Here is a 17478-nt window from a genome sequence, read left to right on the forward strand (position 1 = left end):
GGCAACGGGAATGGCGCGCAGGGAGACGACGGTGGGGGTGGTGCTGGGCATGGCGGGGAAATGGGGTTGGAGCGCCCTCCCCGCCGTGCGCGGGCGAGGGCTGAAGCCGGCCGGGGGAAAGCCGCAGGGGCCGGCAAGGGCCGCGGGCAACGGCGGGGCTCAGTCCGCGGTGATCTTCCGGCTCTCGATCACGCCCTTCCAGCGCGCAAACTCCGCGGCCTGGAACTTGGCGAACTGCTCGGGCGAGTTGGCGACGATCTCGAAGCCCTGCTCGACCAGCTTGGACTTCACGGCCGGCTCATTGAGCACCGCGGCGATGTTCGTGGCCAGCTTGGCCTTGACGTCGGCGGGCAGCCCCTTGGGCGCGGCCACGGCCTGCCAGGAGTACACGTCCACGCCCTTGACGCCGGACTCGTCCAGCGTGGGCACCTGCGGCAGCAGCGCGGCGCGCTTGCTGCCCGTGACCGCCAGCGCGCGCAGCTTGCCCGCGGCGATGTGCTGCTGCACGGCGTTGATGTTCTGGAACGAGGCGTCCACCACCGCGCCGAGCAGGTCGGTGATGGCCGGCGCACCGCCCTTGTAGGGCACGTGCACGGCCTCGGTGCCGGTCTGGGCCCAGAACAGCTCGGCCGTGAGGTGGTCCGAGGAACCGTTGCCCGAGGAGGCGAAGGTCAGCTTGCCGGGCGACTTCTTCTGCGCCGCGATGACGTCGGCCACGGTCTTGTACGGCGAGGCCGCCGGCACCACCAGCACGTTGGGCGCCTGCACCGCCACGGTGATGTAGTCGAAGTCCTTGGTGGCGTCGTAGGGAATGTTCTTGATCAGGTGCGGCGCGATCACGTAGGGGCCCAGCGAGGCCACCAGCAGCGTGTAGCCGTCGGCCGGCGCGCGTTTCACTTGCGCGGCGCCGATGGTGCCGGTGGCGCCGGCTTTGTTGTCCACCACGAAGGTCTGGCCCAGCTTGGCCTGCAGCCCGGAGGCCAGGGTGCGGGCGATCATGTCGGTGGAGCCCCCGGGCGGGAACGGCACCACCACCGTCACCGGCTTGGCCGGCCAGGCCTGGGCCCAGGCCGGGGCTGACGCACACAGGGCCGACGCGGCTGCGGCGGCGCTCAACAACACGGTTCTACGCAACATGGCTTGTCTCCAGGTGAAGCGGCGCACTGTTGTCGTCGTTTTGCGCTCTGTTGTCGGTCATCGTACAACCTCGGATGCAGCGTTTCAAGCACTGCCTGCCTGTGGAGAACACGTAGGCCCTGCACAGGCTCACGCGCCCGCTGCCGCCGGCCCTCTCAGCGCCCGACCAGCGCCGCGTGCGCGCTGCCCAGGAAGTCCGTGGGCTCGGCCTGGCCACGGCGGCGCGCCTTGTCGCGTGCCGCGGCATGGTTCATGTCGGCCGGGATGAAGCGCACCGGCTTGCCCGCGGCGCGCGCCGCCAGCGCTTCGTCGCGGGCCACGTCGCCGCCGCCGATGGCGACGATCTCGCTGCTCACGTCCACGATCGCCGCCGAGGTCGGCGACAGCGCCCCGGTGCCGGGCTGCCGCCCGCCCCAGCTGGCGTCGCGAATGAAGAACACCTGCTGCACGCAGCGCGACAGCGGCACGCCCTCGTCGTGCGCCAGCGAGGACACGATGCCCAGCGTCGCGAAGCCGCGCTCGCGGGCCACCTCGTACACCGCGCCGATGCCCTCGGCCGTGGCGCCGACGTTGACCATCACCCGAGCTGGGTCCTGCGCGTCGAGCACGCGCGCGGCCGCGGCCCGCATCGCGGCCGGGTCCTCGTAGCCCTGGCCGGAGTAGCCGACGAAGGTCAGCACCCGCTTGCCCACGCGCGCGGCAAAGCGCTCGACGTCGCCGGCCGTGGCGCCGTGCAGGACGGCGGGCGCCACGGAAGCCTCGCAGGCGGCAACTGGCGGGACCGCCAGGGCCAGCAGCCCGCCCAAGGCCAGGACGGCGGCACGGTGCATCGGACGGGTGGGCGGCATGGCGGACTCTCTCCTTTGGTTCAGCCCAGGCGCGCTGCCAGGCGCCGGGCAGCAAGCTTTCCATGCCCGCGGTGATAGCCGCCTTCGCCCCCGGGCGCTGTAACGCTTGGCAGTGGCCTGATTTTTAGCGTCCTAATTCAAGCTTTTGTTGTCAGTCAACAGATGACACGTTTTATATTGTTTCGCACCTAAGACGGATGGGGATACGAACCATATTCATCTGAAAAGGTTCAATGCAGGTATCTCGGGACTTTCCTGATCTTTCAAGCAGCTTTCTCGCTTCATACGATGTCCTACAACCTGACCGCCACGGGCAGGCTTGTCTGGCCGCAACGGCGCTCCCGCGCCAGGCATCCCGCCTGGCTGGCGGCCGGCACCACAACCTCACCGAGAGAGACGATGAAGCGCAGAACCTTCGTGATGTCCGGCCTGGCCCCGGCCGCCCTGGCCGCCTGCGGCGGCGGCAGCGACGCCGGCCTGATGGGCGCCACCGAGACCGCGGCCGACGTGCCCGGTGCCGGCATCGGCCACCTGCAGGGCAGCGTGCGCGACGCCGTGCTGGCGATGCGCCGCGCCGTGCAGCACATGGACGAGAACGTGTCGTTCCAGGGCGGCTACGTCTGGGACTACCTGCCCGACCTGTCGCGCACCTGGGGCGAGATGGAGGCCAGGCGCAGCATGTGCTGGATCCAGCCCCCGGGCACGCCCTCCGTGGGCCACGCCCTGATCGACGCCTGGCACGCCAGCGGCGACCCCGTCATCTACGCCGCGGCGCGGCGCACGGCCATGGCGCTGGTGGCGGCGCAGCACCCGTCCGGCGGCTGGAACTACATCCACGACTTCGCCGGCGAGGCCTCGCTCAGGGACTGGTACGACACCATCGGCAAGAACGGCTGGCGACTGGAGGAGTTCCAGCACTACTACGGCAACGCCACCTTTGACGACGCCGGCACGGCGGTGGCCTCGCAGGTGCTGCTGCGCATGGTCCTGGAAAAGCGCGAGAAGCGCTTCGAGGCGCCGCTGAACCGGGCCATCCAGTTCGTGCTGGACGCGCAGTTCAAGGGTGGCGTGGCCGACGGCGGCTGGCCGCAGCGCTTTCCCGCGGCCAACGCCGTCACGCAGATGCCGGCGCCCAACCCGCAGCAGATCCCGCAGACCCCCGGCGTGCGCCAGGGCATGGAGGACGGCGACTACACGCGCCACGTCACCTTCAACGACGACGTGGCCGGCGAGAACATCAAGTTCCTGCTGATGTGCGTCATCGGCCTGGGCCGGGTGGATCTGCTGCCCGCGGTGCACCGCGCCATGCAGTGCCTCAAGCGGCTGCAGTGGACCGAGGGCGTGCAGTCCGGCTGGGGCCTGCAGCACCTGGCCGTGGCGCAGGACGGCCGCCCTGCCGGCGCCCCGGCCGGCGCGCGCAGCTACGAGCCGCGCTCGCTCGCCACCCACACCACGCAGACCAACATCCAGCAGCTCTTCAACTACTTCCGCCTCACCGGAGACCACAGCTATCTCGAGGGCGTGCCCCGCGCGCTGGCCTGGCTCGACAGCGTGCCGTTGAGCGCGCAGCAAAGGGCCGAGAACCCGCTCATCGCCAGCCGCTCGCACCCGACCTTCGTCGAGCTGGGCACGAACAAGGCCCTGTTCGTGCACCGCTACGGCTCGAACATCCATAACGGCGCCTACTACGTGGACTACGACCACCGCAACACGCCCAGCCACTACTCGGCCGGCCGCAGCGTCAACACCAGCACGCTGCGCCGCACCTACAACGAGCTGATGGCGATGAGCAGCGCGCAGGTCGCCGACATGGTGGCGCGCTCGCCGCTCAACGCCTCCGCGCCGCGCGCGCTGCCGCGCTACTTCTCGCTGCGCGAGGTCGATTTCCCCGACCTGTTCGCCGGCAGCGTCATGGCCAGCCCGACGGTGAGCGAGGCCGCGGCGCAGTCGGTGATCGCGGACCTGGGCGACAAGAACTACTGGCTCACCACGCTGTCGGCCACCACCAACCGCTACATCGGCGACGGACCGTCCACGCCCTACGCCGGCACGGCCTACCGCAGCAAGCACGTGGGCGACCGCCACGACACCTCGCCCTACGACCCGCTGGACCCGCCCGCGGAAGGCGATTACGCGCCGCAGCCCCGGGCGCTGGGCATTTCGACCACCGGTTTCGTCAGCAACCTCGGCCGGCTCATCGCCTACGTGGCGCCGGTGAAGGGCTGAGGCGGCTCGAAGCAGCGCCGCGCCGCCGGGATCGTCCGGCGGCGCGGGCGCCTCAGGCGTGGATGTACTTCTCGAACACCGCGCCGAAGTCGCGCCGCGTGTGCTGCTCCAGCACCGCGGTGTTGAGCGCGCGCAGCAGCTCGGCGAACTGCGCCGCCGGCGCCTGCCCTTCGGGCGCGGCGCCGAGCTTGTACATCGCGGCGGTGGCATTGAGCGCGTGCAGCGCGTGGCCGCGGCAGACCTCGTCGTGGTGCTGCAGCTTGCCGATCGTCACCAGCGCCTTGTAGATGTCCTTGAGCTGCTCGATGAAGCTCTTGCGCACGTCGATGCTGAAGGCCGCGCCGCCGACGGCGAACTTGAGCTCCACGTCCATGTCGAGCGTGCCGGCCGTCTCCAGCGACACGCCCGTGACCGGGTAGGCGGCCCAGTCGTAGCGCCGGATCGAGCGCTTGGACGACACGGCCGAGTCGCCGTCCACGTGGATCAGCGCCAGGTTGGTGAAGCAGTACTCGTCCTTCTTCGACTTGATCAGGAAGAAGATGCGCTCGCCGTCCTCGTGGAAGAGGTAGTCGTCGGCGTCCACGCTGCCGAAGTCCTTCGGACTGATGATGGCGCCGATGTCGCTCAGGCCCAGCGCTTCGGAGGCAATCTTCTTGAACATGGCTCGGGTCTCCCGAAAAGATGGTGGGCGCCGGCCGGGACGCCGGCGCCGCAGCGCAGATTGCCTGACACCTGGGCGCCGCTTGTCCGCAAAAGCCGGCAGCCTGCGCATTTTCGGCTGACAACCGCCGTGACCTTGTCAGAATCCGTAGCCCTGCAACCCCTGGCCGGCCCCTGGACGCGCGTCCACGCCCATGTCCGGCTGCCTGACAACATGAGCGAACTGCGGCTGCAAAAGGAAGGCGGCACCCTCTCCGAGCGCATCTATGCCCGCGTGGTGGAGTCCATCCTGCGCGGCGACTTCGGCGCCGGCGGCAAGCTGCCCACCGAGGGCGAGCTCGCCAGCCGCTTCGGCGTCTCGCGCCCGACCGTGCGCGAGGCGCTGTCGCGGCTGCGCTCGGACGGCGTCATCGCCACGCGCCGCGGCTCGGGCAGCCACGTGGTGGCACCCGCCGGCAGCGCCGGCGTGGGCGCGGCCGGCACGCCGCCCATCAGCTCCCTGGCCGACATCGAGCGCTACTACGCCTTCCGCAGCTGCGTCGAGGCCGGCGCCGCCGCCGCCGCCGCCGAGTACCGCGACGCCGACGACCTGGAGGCGCTGCGCACCAGCTTCGAGGACCTGATGGCGGCCATGGAGAGCGGGCACGCCGGCATCGAGCAGGACGTGCGCTTCCACTTCGCCATCGCCCGCGCCTCGCACAACCCCTTCTTCGTCAGCACCATCGAGACCACCGTGGCGCCGATCCGCCAGTTCATGGAACTGGCCAGCAGCGTCACCGACAAGAAGAGCCCCGAGCGTGTGAGCACCAACCAGGCCGAGCACCAGGCCATCGTGGACGCGATCGTGCGCCGCGACCCGCAAGGCGCCGCCGAGGCCGTGCGGCTGCACGTGCTCAACGCCAAGCGCCGCATCTTCGAGAAGACGCGGCTGCCCTGACCGCTCCCGCTCCGGGGCGCAAAGGCCCGGCATTGGCAAACTTGCTTGACAACCTTACCGGTTGCATGACAATCCGCGCCGCCGTGGCGCCCCTGCCCGGCTTCATGCCCGCAGGAGTCATCACCCGTGTCCGCCGCGCCGACGCCCCCTCGCCCTGCCGGCCCGGCACCGGTGCGCGCCCCGAGTTCAGGCCACGTCGCCCGCGGCGCGGCGGCGGCGCTCGCGGCTGTTGGCCAGGTGCGTGCGCATCGCGGCGCGCGCGGCCTCCGGGTCCTGGCGCCGGATCGCGTCGAAGATGCTCTCGTGCTCGGCGTTGGCGCGCAGCAGGTAGGCCTGCAGCTCCGCGCTGGTCTCGTCGCCCAGGCGCGAGCGCGGGATGATCTTGGCGCCCAGCGAGCCCAGCAGCTCGGCGAAATGGGCGTTCTGTGTGGCGCGCGCGATCTCCAGGTGGAAGGCGAAGTCCGGCGCCACCGCGTCGCGCCCGGCGTTGACCGCTGCGGCGAATTCGTCCAGCGCCACGCGCATTTCGTGCAGGTTGCCCTCGTTGCGGCGCATGGCCGCCAGCGCCGCGGCCTCGGTCTCCAGGCCGATGCGCAGCTCCAGCACCGCGATCACGTCGCGCAGCGTCTCCAGCTGCTCGGCCGTGATGCGGAACGACGCCTGTCCCGGGCCGACCACGAAGGTGCCCACGCCGTGGCGCGTGTCCACCAGCCCGGCGGCCTGCAGCTTCGAGATCGCCTCGCGCACCACCGTGCGGCTGACGCCGAATTCCTCCATCACCGCCGCCTCGGTGGGCAGCTTCGTGCCGGGCGGCAGCGCACCGGTGCGGATGCGCTCGCCCAGCGTGTCAACCAGCTCCTGCGCCAGGGAGCGCGGCTTTCTGCGCCCGGTCAATACGCTGCTCATGATCGGTGAAACCCCTAGGTAATGCGCCTTGACACCCAAGGCGCGAAAAACTCAAATAGTTGTACGACAACAGATGACAGACGACAAGCGTAGTTTTACTGCGCAGCCGCTCTGAACGCCATCTGGATGCTTCCCGGAGTCCCCGACACCATGCTGACCGAACCCGTCACTCCGCTGCGCTTTTCGCGCCTGCTGCTCACCGGCGCTGCCGGCGGCCTGGGGCGCGAGCTGCGCACCCGGCTCAAGCGCTACTGCGACGTGCTGCGCCTCTCGGACGTCGCACCGCTGGGCGAGGCCGCCGACGGCGAGGAGCTGATGCCCGCGCCGCTGCAGGACGCGGCGGCCGTGCGCGCGCTGCTCGAAGGCGTGGACGCCGTGGTGCACCTGGGCGGCGTCTCCACCGAGCAGCCCTGGCAGCCGATCCTCGAAGCCAACATCATCGGCACCTACAACCTGTACGAGGCCGCGCGGCTCAACGGCGTCAGGCGCGTGCTCTTCGCCAGCTCCAACCACGTCACGGGCTTCTACAGGCAAAACGAGGTGATCGGCACGGATGCGCCGGCCCGCCCCGACGGCGTGTACGGCCTGAGCAAGGCCTTCGGCGAGGACGTGGCGCAGCTGTACTTCGACCGCTACGGCATCGAGACCGCGTGCGTGCGCATCGGGTCGAGCTTCCCCGAGCCGCGCGACCGCCGCATGCTGGCCACGTGGATGAGCTACGACGACCTGGAGCGCCTGGTCATGGCCGTGCTGACCACGCCGGTGCTGGGCTGCAGCGTGATCTACGGCGTCTCCGACAACCGCACGCGCTTCTACGACAACAGCGGCGCCGCGCACATCGGCTACCGGCCGCAGGACTCCTCCGAGCCCTTCCGCGCCGCCGTCGAGGCCCGCCAGCCCAGGCTCGACCTGAACGACCCGGCCACGATCTACCAGGGCGGCGCCTTCGTGCGCACCGGCCCCTTCACTGAATAAGCACGGCGCCGACCGTGCCCCTGCCCGCCCACCACTCTTCCATCGATCAGGAGACATCCATGAACACCCGCAGAACCGTTCTCGCCGCCGCCACCGCCCTGGCCGCCCTGGGCGCCAGCCTGGGCGCGCAGGCGCAGAACATCGTGATGAAGGCCAGCGATACCCACCCGGCGGGCTATCCCACGGTGGTGGCGGTGGAGAACATGGGCAAGAAGCTCGACGCGGCCACCAACGGCCGCATCAAGTTCCAGATGTTCCCCGGTGCCGTGCTGGGCCAGGAGAAGGAGACCGTCGAGCAGACGCAGCTGGGCGCGATCCAGATCGCGCGCATCTCGCTGGGCGTGATCGGCCCGGTGGTGCCCGAGGTCAACGTCTTCAACATGCCCTTCGTGTTCCGCGACATCGCCCACATGCGCAAGGTCATCGACGGCGACGTCGGCGCCGACCTGCTGGCCAAGGTCACGGCCAGCCCGGCGCGGCTGGTGGCGCTGGGCTGGATGGACGGCGGCGCGCGCAGCCTCTACACCAAGAAGCCCGTGCGCACCCCGGCCGACCTCAAGGGCGTGAAGGTGCGCATGATGGGCAACCCGCTGTTCGTGGACACCATGAACGCCATGGGCGGCAACGGCATCTCCATGGCCTACGGCGAGGTCTTCAGCGCGCTGCAGACCGGCGTGATCGACGGCGCGGAGAACAACCCGCCGAGCATGTTCACCTCCAACCACTACACCACCGGCGCCAAGTACTACGCGCAGACCAACCACCTGATCATTCCCGAGCTGCTGGTGATGTCCAAGGTGGCCTGGAACAAGCTCAACAAGGACGACCAGGCGCTGGTGACGAAGTTCGCGCGCGAGGCGCAGATGGAGCAGCGCGCGCTGTGGGACAAGAGCGTGGAGGAGTACTCCGGCAAGCTCAAGGCCGCCGGCGTCGAGTTCATCCCCGTGGACACCAAGCCCTTCTACGAGGCCACCGCCCCGGTGCGCGCCAAGTACGGCGCGCAGTTCGCCGACCTGATGAAGCGCATCGAGGCCGTGCGCTGACGCGCCGCCCACCCGCGCCCCTTCCCTCCCACGCCAGGCGCAGGAGCCCTGCGGGCGCGGCCACCGCCGCGCCCGCGGCGCGCTTCAACGCGCGCCGCCCCCTCCTCCTCAAGCCGCCTCGACATGGACAACGCCTTGCCGCGCGCCCACGCGCGCCCCCTACCGGCCATGGACAACGCCTTCCTGCGCTTCAACGACCGCCTCTACCTGGCCTGCATCTGGGTCGCGGGCCTGTCGATCCTGGTGATGTCGCTCATCATCCCCTGGGGCATCTTCACCCGCTACGTGCTGGGCACCGGCTCGCAGTGGCCCGAGCCGGTGGCGATCATGCTGATGGTGCTGTTCACGTTCGTGGGCGCCGCGGCGAGCTACCGCGCCGGCGCGCACATCGCCGTGGCCATGCTCACCGACCGGCTGCCCGCGGCGCTCAAGCGCCCGGTGGCCGCCGTGGTGCACCTGTGCATGCTGGGCGTGGCGCTGTTCGCCGCCTACTACGGCACGCAGCTGTGCATCCAGACCTGGAACCAGACCGTGGGCGAGCTGCCGTGGATGCCCGTGGGTGCCACCTACGCGCCGGTGCCCGTGGGCGGGCTGATCACGGCGCTGTTCATCCTGGAGCACATCGTGCTGGGCTCGCAGGCCCGGCGCGCCGTCGTGCGTTTCGACCATGAAGAGGAGGCCGCCTGATGGACGCGCTGGTACTGCTGGGTTCGTTCCTGGTGCTGATGCTCATCGGCATGCCCGTGGCCTACGCGCTGGGGCTGTCGGCCCTCATCGGCGCGTGGTGGATCGACATCCCGCTCGACGCGGTGATGATCCAGATCGCTGCCGGGGTCAACAAGTTCTCGCTGCTGGCCATCCCGTTCTTCGTGCTGGCCGGCGCGATCATGGCCGAGGGCGGCATGTCGCGCCGCCTGGTGGCCTTCGCCGGCGTGCTCGTGGGCTTCGTGCGCGGCGGGCTGTCGCTGGTCAACATCCTGGCCTCGACCTTCTTCGGCGCGATCTCGGGCTCGTCCATGGCCGACACGGCCTCGGTAGGCTCGGTGCTGATCCCGGAGATGGAGAAGAAAGGTTACCCGCGCGACTTCTCCACGGCCGTGACGGTCAGCGGCTCGGTGCAGGCCATCCTGATCCCGCCCAGCCACAACGCCGTCATCTACTCGCTGGCCGCCGGCGGCTCGGTGTCGATCGCCGCGCTGTTCCTCGCCGGCGTGCTGCCGGGGCTGCTGCTGGGCCTCACGCTGGCCGCCATGTGCCTGGTCACGGCGCGGCGGCGCAACTTCCCCGCCGGCGAGCGCATCCCGCTGCGCCAGGCGCTCAAGATCGCGGTCGAGGCGCTGTGGGGCCTGATGACGATGGTGATCATCCTCGGCGGCATCCTCTCGGGCATCTTCACCGCCACGGAGTCCGCGGCCATCGCCGTGCTGTGGGCCTTCTTCGTGACGATGTTCATCTACCGCGACTACAAGTGGCGCGACCTGCCCAAGCTGATGCACCGCACGGTCAAGACGCTGACCATCGTGATGATCCTCATCGCCTTCGCCGCGAGCTTCGGCTGGGTCATGACGCTGATGCAGATCCCGCAGCAGGTCACGGCGCTGTTCACCACGATGTCGGACAACCCCTACGTCATCCTGCTGTGCATCAACGTGCTGCTGCTGCTGCTGGGCACGCTCATGGACATGGCGCCGCTGATCCTGATCATGACGCCGATCCTGCTGCCGATCGTGACCTCCATCGGCGTGGACCCGGTGCACTTCGGCATGATCATGATGGTCAACCTGGGCCTGGGCCTGATCACGCCTCCCGTCGGCGGCGTGCTCTTCGTCGGCAGCGCCGTGGCCAAGCTGCCCATCGAGACGGTGGTCAAGTCACTCTACCCCTTCTTCATCGCGCTGCTGATGGTGCTGGCGGTGGTGACCTACGTGCCCGCGGTGTCGCTGTGGCTGCCGCGCACGCTGGGGCTGTGAGCATGAACCCCGGCATGAGAGCGGGCATGAGAACGAGCAGGAAGGGCGCCGCGCGATGAGCTCCACGATCGTCTACGTCTCCAACGCCGAGAGCGGCGACGTCCACGTCCTGCGCCTGGAGCCCGACGGCGCCCTGGTCCCGCTGCAGCAGCTCGCGCTGGGCGGGCAGGTCATGCCGCTGGCCGTGAGCCCCGACCGCCGCTTCCTGTACGCGGCGCGGCGCAGCGAGCCGCTGGCCGCGCTGAGCATGGCCATCGACCCGGACACGGGGCGGCTGCGCCTGCTGGGCGAGGCGCCACTGCCGGCGAGCATGGCGCACGTGGCCACCGACCACGGCGGGCGCTGGCTGCTGAGCGCCTCCTACGGCGGCAACGTGGTTGCGGTCTCTCCCATCGGCGCCGACGGCGTGGCGCAGCCGGCGCGCACGCCGCTGCCCACCCCGGCCAACGCCCACGCGCTGCGCTGCGCGCCCGGCAACCGCTTCGCCTTCTCCACCGCGCTGGGCGGCGGCCAGGTGATGCAGTGGCGCTTCGACGCCGCCACGGGCGCGCTCACGCCCAACGACCCGCCCTCGCTGCACGCCCGGCCCGGCGCCGGGCCGCGCCACCTGGCCTTCCACCCGGACGGCGCGGTCGTGTACGTGCTCAACGAGCTCGACGCCAGCGTGGACGTGCTGGCGCTGGACCGCGAGGCCGGCACCCTGGCGCCGCTGCAGACGGTGTCGATGCTGCCGCCGGGCTTCAGCGGCGAGCCCTGGGCCGCCGAGCTGCGCCTCACGCCCGACGCGGCGCTACTGTTCTGCAGCGAGCGCCGCTCCAGCACCCTGGCCGCCTTCCGCGTCGGCGCCGACGGGCGGCTGCAGCCGCTGGGCCATGCGCCCACGCAGGCGCAGCCGCGCGGCTTCGCCATCAGCCCCGACGGCCGCTTCCTCGTCGCCGCCGGCCAGGCCTCGCACCGCCTGGGCGTGCACGCCATCGATGCCGCCAGCGGCGCCCTCACCTTCCTTCACGAGCAGCCGGTGGGCCGCGACCCGAACTGGGTCGAGGCCATCCGGCTGCCCTGACACCCGCAGTACCCCCGCCATGAACGCCACCGCCCGCGCACCGCTGCTCATCCGCATGCATGCGAACGACAACGTCGCCATCGTCGCCAACGACGGCGGCCTGAGCGCCGGCACCGTGCTGGCCGACCCCGCCGGCCTGGTGCTGCGCGAGCACGTGCCCCAGGGCCACAAGGTGGCCCTCACGGACCTGGCCGCCGGCGACGCCGTGCGCCGCTACGACGTGCCCATCGGCTTCGCCGTGGAAGACCTCCCGGCCGGCAGCTGGGTGCACGAGCGCCGGCTCAGGATGCCCGAGGCGCGCGGCCTCGAAGACCTGCCCCTGGCCACGCGCCAGGTGGAGCTGCCGCCGCTGGAGGGTTTCACTTTCGAGGGCTTCCGCAACCCGGACGGCTCGGTGGGCACGCGCAACCTGCTGGCCATCACCACCACCGTGCAGTGCGTGGCCGGCGTGCTCGACCACGTCGTGAAGCGCATCCGCGAGGAGCTGCTGCCGAAGTACCCGAACGTCGATGACGTGGTCGGGCTGGAGCACGGCTACGGCTGCGGCGTGGCCATCGACGCGCCCGACGCCGTCATCCCCATCCGCACGCTGCGCCACATCAGCCTGAACCCGAACTTCGGCGGCGAGGTGATGGTGGTGAGCCTGGGCTGCGAGAAGCTGCAGCCCGAGCGGCTGCTGCCGCCGGGCGTGATCCCGCTGGTGGACGAGCGCAACGTGGCCGACATCGGCAACAACGCGGGGCCGGGGCTGGACGTGGTCACGCTGCAGGAGCATGACGGCTTCGTCCCCATGATCGAGACGATCATGGCCCGCGCCGAAGTGCACCTGGAGCGGCTCAACGCCCGGCACCGGGAAACCGTGCCGGCCTCGGAGCTGGTGGTGGGCGTGCAGTGCGGCGGCAGCGATGCCTTCAGCGGCGTCACCGCCAACCCGGCCGTGGGCTTCTGCGCCGACCTGCTGGTGCGCGCCGGCGCCACCGTGATGTTCTCGGAGACGACGGAAGTGCGCGACGGCGTGGCGCAGCTCACCGCGCGCGCGGCGACGCCGGAAGTGGCGCGGGCCATCATCCGCGAGATGGCCTGGTACGACGAGTACCTGCAGCGCGGCAGCGTGGACCGCAGCGCCAACACCACGCCGGGCAACAAGAAGGGCGGCCTCTCCAACATCGTCGAGAAGGCCATGGGCTCGATCGTGAAGTCGGGCAGCGCGCCCATCAGCGGCGTGCTCTCGCCCGGGGACAAGCTCGATGGCAGGAAGGGCCTGGTCTACGCCGCCACCCCGGCCTCGGACTTCATCTGCGGCACGCTGCAGCTGGCCGCGGGCATGAACCTGCACGTCTTCACCACCGGGCGGGGGACGCCCTACGGGCTGGCGGAAGTGCCGGTGATCAAGGTGGCAACGCGCTCGGACCTGGCGCGGCGCTGGCACGACCTGATGGACCTGAACGCCGGGCGCATCGCCGACGGCGAGGCCAGCATCGAGGACATGGGCTGGGAGATGTTCCGCCTGATGCTCGACGTGGCCAGCGGCCGCCAGCAGACCTGCGCGGAGAAGCTCAGGCTCCACAACGCGCTGGTGCTGTTCAATCCGGCGCCGGTGACTTGATTTGCCACCTTGCAGGCGTGGGCGGCCGATCCCGGTTGGGTTAGGGTCGTGACAGGGTAGGAGGCCCGCTTGCGGGCCGAATCCGCGGCCCGGGCAGGGTTCGGCCCGCAAGCGGGCCTCCTACCGGCTCCCTGGCAACGAGCCTTCTGCGGTGACCCGGTTGCGGAAGGCACCGAAACACACCACCGATGACCCAGCCCCTGCTTGACGTCTCCCCCCTCGAAGCCGCCCTGCAGCGCTTTGCCGATGCGCGCGACTGGAACGGTTTTCACACGCCGCGCAACCTGGTGCTGGCGCTCACCGGCGAGGTGGGCGAGCTCGCCGAGCTGTTCCAGTGGCTCACCGACGAGCAGGCCGCGCGCATCGCCGCGGACCCCGCCACCGCGCGCGCGGTGCGCGACGAGCTCGCCGACGTGCTGATGTACCTGGTGCGCCTGTCCAGCGTGCTGGGCGTGGACCTGGACGCCGCGGTGCGCGAAAAGTTCATCGCCAACGGCGTGAAGTACCCGCCCCTGCCGGGGCGCTGAGCGGGCGGCACGCGCGCGCCGTTCAGGCGCAGGCTTCCTGCCCCGCCTGCGCTGCCGGCGCCGCCCCAGGCGCCCGGCGCCAGGCCGCATCCGGCCGCCACGAGGCCACCCAGGCCGGGACGTCGGCCCCGGGCATGGGCCGCGCGATGCCGTAGCCCTGCCCCACCTCGCAGCCCAGCCGCAGCAGCGCCTCGCCGTGGGCGACCGACTCCACGCCTTCCGCCACCAGGCCACGCTGGAAGGCGCGGGCCAGGCCGATGATCCCTTCCAGGATGGCCAGGTCCCCGGCGTCGTGCAGCATGTTCTGCACGAAGCTGCGGTCGATCTTGAGCTCGCGCACCGGCAGCCGCCGCAGGTGCGTCAGCGTGGAATAGCCAGTGCCGAAGTCGTCCAGTGCCACGTCCACGCCCAGCTGCCGGCACTGCGCGATCACGCCCGACACCTGCTCGATGTCGTGCAGCGCGCTGCTCTCCAGCACTTCGAGCTCCAGGCAGCCGCGCGGCAGGTCGGCGTGGCGGCCCAGGCACTGGCGCAGCCGCTCCAGGAACTGCGGCTGCTGCAGGTGAAAGCCCGTCACGTTGACGCTCACGGGCAGCTCCAGGCCCTGCGCGGCCCAGGCCTGCATTTGCGCCAGCGCCGTGTCCACCACCCACCAGCCCACGTCGATGTCCAGCGGGTGCTGCGCGACCAGGGGCAGGAACTCCAGCGGCGGCACCAGGCCGCGCTGCGGGTGGCGCCAGCGCAGCAGCGCCTCCGCGCCCAGCACCCGGCCGCTGCGCATGTGGACCTTGGGCTGGAAATGCAGCTCGAATTCGCCCTGCGCCAGCGCCAGGCGGATGCGCTCGATCTGCTCGTAGCGCCCCTGCAGGCTGGCGTGCTGGCGCACGTCGAAGACGTGGTGCCGGTTCTTGCCGGCCAGCTTGGCCTGGTACATGGCTTGGTCGGCCTGGCGCAGCAGCTGGTCGGCGTCGATGTTGGCCGGCTGCGGGTAGAAGGTCACGCCGATGCTGCCCGAGACCTGCAGCTCATGGCCCTCGTAGCGCACGCCGCGGGCGATGGTCTGCAGCAGCCGCTCCACCACGGGCAGGACCGCGGCCTCGCCGTCGAGCCCGGTGAGCACGGCCACGAACTCGTCGCCGCCCAGCCGGGCGATGGTGTCGCTGGTGCGCAGGCATTCCTTCATGCGCTCGGCCACGACCAGCAGCACGTGGTCGCCGGCCTCGTGGCCGCAGCGGTCGTTGATGGCCTTGAAACCGTCCAGGTCCACGTAGGCCAGTGCCAGCGGCTCCCGGCTGCGGCGCGCGCCGGCCATGGCCTGGCCCAGCCGGTCGGCCAGCAGCACCCGGTTCGGCAGCCCGGTCAGGGCGTCGAAATGGGCGAACCGCCGCAGCATCGCCTCGGTTTCCTTGGCCGCGGTGATGTCGGAGAACAGCACGACGTAATGCGACACCTGCCCCCGCGCGTCGCGCACCGCCGTGATGGTCGTCAGCGCCGCCTGCTCCCGGCCGGACTTGCCGCGGTGCCAGATCTCGCCTTCCCAGAAGCCGTTGCGGCGCAGGTCGTCGCGCAGCGCCTCGAAGAACGCGGGCTCGTGCCGCGGCGAGTCGAGCAGGCTCGGGCTTTGGCCCAACGCTTCCGCGCGCGCATAGCCGGTGAGGCGCGTGAAGGCCTCGTTGACGTCGATGACGCGCATTTGAGCATCGGTGATGACGATGCCCTCGCGCGCGTGGCCGAACACGCTGGCGGCCTGCGCCAGGCGGGCTTCGGCCTCCTTGCGCGCGGTGATGTCGGACAGCGTGCCGGCCATGCGCAGCGCCCGGCCCCCGGCGTCGCGCTCCACCACCTGCCCGCGGTTGAGCACCCAGATCACGCGCCCGTCCGGGCGCAGCATGCGGTACTCGAAGTTCATGGCGCCGCGTCCGGCCAGGCAGTCCCCGATGCGCGCCCGCGCCGCCTCGCGGTCCTCGGGATGCACCAGGTGGGCGTAGGCATCCAGCCCGTGCGCGGGCGGCACCGCGTCGAGCCCCAGCATCTCGGCCCAGCGCGCGTTGTGCTCGACGCGGTCCGGCACGACCTGCCAGTCGTAGATCGCATCCTCCGTCGCCGCCAGCGCATGCGACAGCCGCTCCTCGCTGCGCTGCAGCCGCAGCTGCGTGCGGCGCAGCTCGGTGATGTCGGTGGAAATGATCAGCACGCCGGGCTGCTCGCCCGGCAGCGCGAAGGGCGTCTTGACGGCCTGGTAGTGGTGGACTTCGCCCGCCGCGTCGGTGAACTTCTCGAACACCGTCTGCGCCACGCCGCCTTCGAGCACGGCCAGGTCGCTGCGGGCATAGGCCTGCGCCTCGTCGGCATTGGCGACCAGCTCGACCTCGCGCCGCCCCACCATGGCTGCCGGCGTGGTGTCCAGCAGCCGTGCCAGCGCCGCGTTGGCCATCTGGAACCGGCCTTCGCGGTCCTTGAGCATGATGAGCACCGGCGCCTCGTCGATGACCTTCTGCAGCAGCCGGCGGCTCTCGCGCAGGCGCTGCTCGCTGGCCTGGAGCTGCTGCAGCGCCCGGTCGGCCTGTCCCCCGGCCCTGGCCAGCCGCATGGTCACCAGCCCGAAGGCCGCCATCACCAGCAGCGCCAGCGCCAGGCTCACCGCCGCCTGGTGGCGCCATGCCGCCAGGTAGCGCGTCTCCGCCACGGCTACCTGCACGTAGAACGGGAACTCGTCGAGCCGCCTGAAGCTGGCCACGCGCCGCACGCCGTCGGTGGTGGCCGTGTACGTGAGGCTGCCGCTGCGCGCGCCGGCGTCGATGTGCTGGCGGATGGGGTTGGTGGGCGGCAGCGGCTGGTCGAAGTCCTGCTCGTTGAGGCGCGGCACGCGCAGCACCAGCCGGGAGTCCTGGGTGCTGCGCAACAGCGTCAGGCCGTCGCTGCCCACGTCGATGCCGCCGAACACGCTCGACAGGCCGTCCAGGTACAGCACGGCGCTGACCACGCCCGTGAACCGGCCCCCGGCATCGCGCAGCGCCCGCATCTGGACCAGGCCCCACCGCCCCGCGGGGCGCGTCCTGTGCAGCCGGGAGAACACCGCCTCGACGCCGGGGTTGTCGCGCAGGTGCTGGAAATGGGCCCGGTCGGCAATGCTGAAGGGCGCCAGGTCGGTGCTCGAATACAGCATCGAGCCCGCGGCATCGAACACGAACAGCTGCTGGGCGCTCGGGAAGGCCTGGGCCAGGGACTGCAGGTTGCGGGCCCAGGCCGTGTCCCGGCGGATCATGCCGGCGGCGTCGAGCTCGTGGCGCGGTATGCCGTGGGCGGCGTGGCGCAGCAGGCTGTCCAGCAGCCTGAACTCCGCGGACACCCGCGACCCGACCGCCTCCACCAGGTTCCTCGTGTCCAGCTTGGCCGCCTCGATGGCGCGCTCGCGGCTCTGCCACAGGAAATGCCCCACCAGCGCCAGCATGCACAGCAGCGCGGCCACCGACAGCGTCACCACCGCCCGCACCCGCGTCGGCTTGCCCGCGGGGCGGGCCCCGTACCACCACTGCACCTGCTTTTCCTCTTCCGCTTGCTCAACGCCTCGACTGCCGCC

14 protein-coding genes are annotated in these 17478 nt (G+C 70.9%); 9 read left to right on the forward strand and 5 right to left on the reverse strand.

Translation table 11 applies throughout. From position 1 onward, the window contains the following. Positions 1–159: 159 nt before the first annotated feature. Both FJ694_RS28905 and FJ694_RS28910 read right to left on the reverse strand, forming a co-directional pair. Positions 160–1137, reverse strand: a complete 978-nt coding sequence (locus FJ694_RS28905) for a Bug family tripartite tricarboxylate transporter substrate binding protein (RefSeq protein WP_157271005.1) — start codon at positions 1135–1137, stop codon at positions 160–162. Between the two features lie 155 nt (positions 1138–1292). Continuing rightward, on the reverse strand, positions 1293–1985 hold the full coding sequence (locus FJ694_RS28910) for a hypothetical protein (protein ID WP_157271006.1): 693 nt from the start codon (positions 1983–1985) through the stop codon (positions 1293–1295). Positions 1986–2384: 399 nt separating this feature from the next. Here FJ694_RS28910 and FJ694_RS28915 point away from each other — a divergent pair, with 399 nt between their 5' ends. After that, on the forward strand, positions 2385–4211 hold the full coding sequence (locus FJ694_RS28915; RefSeq protein ID WP_157271007.1) for a pectate lyase: 1827 nt from the start codon (positions 2385–2387) through the stop codon (positions 4209–4211). Between the two features lie 52 nt (positions 4212–4263). On the opposite strand, the gene FJ694_RS28920 is transcribed toward FJ694_RS28915, so the two are convergent. After that, on the reverse strand, positions 4264–4872 hold the full coding sequence (locus FJ694_RS28920) for a PH domain-containing protein (RefSeq protein WP_157271008.1): 609 nt from the start codon (positions 4870–4872) through the stop codon (positions 4264–4266). Between the two features lie 213 nt (positions 4873–5085). Between FJ694_RS28920 and FJ694_RS28925 the strand changes: the two genes are divergently transcribed. Further along, entirely contained in the window at positions 5086–5808 is a 723-nt protein-coding gene (locus tag FJ694_RS28925) for a FadR/GntR family transcriptional regulator (RefSeq protein WP_157271009.1), read from the forward strand. 186 nt (positions 5809–5994) lie between these two features. On the opposite strand, the gene FJ694_RS28930 is transcribed toward FJ694_RS28925, so the two are convergent. Continuing rightward, positions 5995–6714, reverse strand: coding sequence for a FadR/GntR family transcriptional regulator (locus FJ694_RS28930; protein ID WP_157271010.1), 720 nt, complete (start codon positions 6712–6714; stop codon positions 5995–5997). Positions 6715–6864: 150 nt separating this feature from the next. Between FJ694_RS28930 and FJ694_RS28935 the strand changes: the two genes are divergently transcribed. The 7 genes from FJ694_RS28935 (at position 6865) to FJ694_RS28965 (ending at position 13898) form a co-directional block, all read left to right on the forward strand. Then, positions 6865–7689 carry an NAD-dependent epimerase/dehydratase family protein gene (locus FJ694_RS28935; RefSeq protein ID WP_157271011.1) on the forward strand — a complete coding sequence of 275 codons (825 nt, stop codon included), beginning with the start codon at positions 6865–6867 and terminating at the stop codon, positions 7687–7689. Positions 7690–7748: 59 nt separating this feature from the next. Then, entirely contained in the window at positions 7749–8732 is a 984-nt protein-coding gene (locus FJ694_RS28940) for a TRAP transporter substrate-binding protein (protein ID WP_157271012.1), read from the forward strand. Between the two features lie 123 nt (positions 8733–8855). Then, on the forward strand, positions 8856–9419 hold the full coding sequence (locus tag FJ694_RS28945; RefSeq protein WP_232540272.1) for a TRAP transporter small permease: 564 nt from the start codon (positions 8856–8858) through the stop codon (positions 9417–9419). Beyond that, on the forward strand, positions 9419–10702 hold the full coding sequence (locus tag FJ694_RS28950; protein WP_157271013.1) for a TRAP transporter large permease: 1284 nt from the start codon (positions 9419–9421) through the stop codon (positions 10700–10702). The genes FJ694_RS28945 and FJ694_RS28950 overlap by 1 nt, the downstream gene beginning before the upstream one ends. 55 nt (positions 10703–10757) lie before the next feature. Beyond that, a complete protein-coding gene (locus FJ694_RS28955; protein WP_157271014.1) occupies positions 10758–11765 on the forward strand; it encodes a lactonase family protein in 1008 nt (335 codons plus the stop codon). 19 nt (positions 11766–11784) lie between these two features. After that, a complete protein-coding gene (gene garD, locus FJ694_RS28960; protein WP_157271015.1) occupies positions 11785–13371 on the forward strand; it encodes a galactarate dehydratase in 1587 nt (528 codons plus the stop codon). Positions 13372–13559: 188 nt separating this feature from the next. Continuing rightward, positions 13560–13898, forward strand: a complete 339-nt coding sequence (locus FJ694_RS28965; RefSeq protein WP_157271016.1) for a nucleotide pyrophosphohydrolase — start codon at positions 13560–13562, stop codon at positions 13896–13898. A gap of 22 nt (positions 13899–13920) precedes the next feature. Here FJ694_RS28965 and FJ694_RS28970 read toward each other — a convergent pair whose 3' ends face one another. Then, positions 13921–17436, reverse strand: a complete 3516-nt coding sequence (locus FJ694_RS28970; protein ID WP_198321054.1) for a bifunctional diguanylate cyclase/phosphodiesterase — start codon at positions 17434–17436, stop codon at positions 13921–13923. Positions 17437–17478: the final 42 nt, after the last annotated feature.

Source organism: Azohydromonas aeria, assembly GCF_009760915.1.
GTDB lineage: Bacteria > Pseudomonadota > Gammaproteobacteria > Burkholderiales > Burkholderiaceae_C > Azohydromonas > Azohydromonas aeria.

Bases quoted from the DNA above. Each gene is read 5' to 3' on its own strand.
- FJ694_RS28965 (WP_157271016.1), top strand. From the start codon at position 13,560: ATGACCCAGCCCCTGCTTGACGTCTCCCCCCTCGAAGCCGCCCTGCAG.
- FJ694_RS28910 (WP_157271006.1), bottom strand. From the start codon at position 1,985: ATGCCGCCCACCCGTCCGATGCACCGTGCCGCCGTCCTGGCCTTGGGC.
- FJ694_RS28925 (WP_157271009.1), top strand. From the start codon at position 5,086: ATGAGCGAACTGCGGCTGCAAAAGGAAGGCGGCACCCTCTCCGAGCGC.
- FJ694_RS28955 (WP_157271014.1), top strand. From the start codon at position 10,758: ATGAGCTCCACGATCGTCTACGTCTCCAACGCCGAGAGCGGCGACGTC.
- FJ694_RS28940 (WP_157271012.1), top strand. From the start codon at position 7,749: ATGAACACCCGCAGAACCGTTCTCGCCGCCGCCACCGCCCTGGCCGCC.
- FJ694_RS28950 (WP_157271013.1), top strand. From the start codon at position 9,419: ATGGACGCGCTGGTACTGCTGGGTTCGTTCCTGGTGCTGATGCTCATC.
- garD (WP_157271015.1), top strand. From the start codon at position 11,785: ATGAACGCCACCGCCCGCGCACCGCTGCTCATCCGCATGCATGCGAAC.
- FJ694_RS28905 (WP_157271005.1), bottom strand. From the start codon at position 1,137: ATGTTGCGTAGAACCGTGTTGTTGAGCGCCGCCGCAGCCGCGTCGGCC.
- FJ694_RS28920 (WP_157271008.1), bottom strand. From the start codon at position 4,872: ATGTTCAAGAAGATTGCCTCCGAAGCGCTGGGCCTGAGCGACATCGGC.
- FJ694_RS28930 (WP_157271010.1), bottom strand. From the start codon at position 6,714: ATGAGCAGCGTATTGACCGGGCGCAGAAAGCCGCGCTCCCTGGCGCAG.
- FJ694_RS28935 (WP_157271011.1), top strand. From the start codon at position 6,865: ATGCTGACCGAACCCGTCACTCCGCTGCGCTTTTCGCGCCTGCTGCTC.
- FJ694_RS28945 (WP_232540272.1), top strand. From the start codon at position 8,856: ATGGACAACGCCTTGCCGCGCGCCCACGCGCGCCCCCTACCGGCCATG.
- FJ694_RS28915 (WP_157271007.1), top strand. From the start codon at position 2,385: ATGAAGCGCAGAACCTTCGTGATGTCCGGCCTGGCCCCGGCCGCCCTG.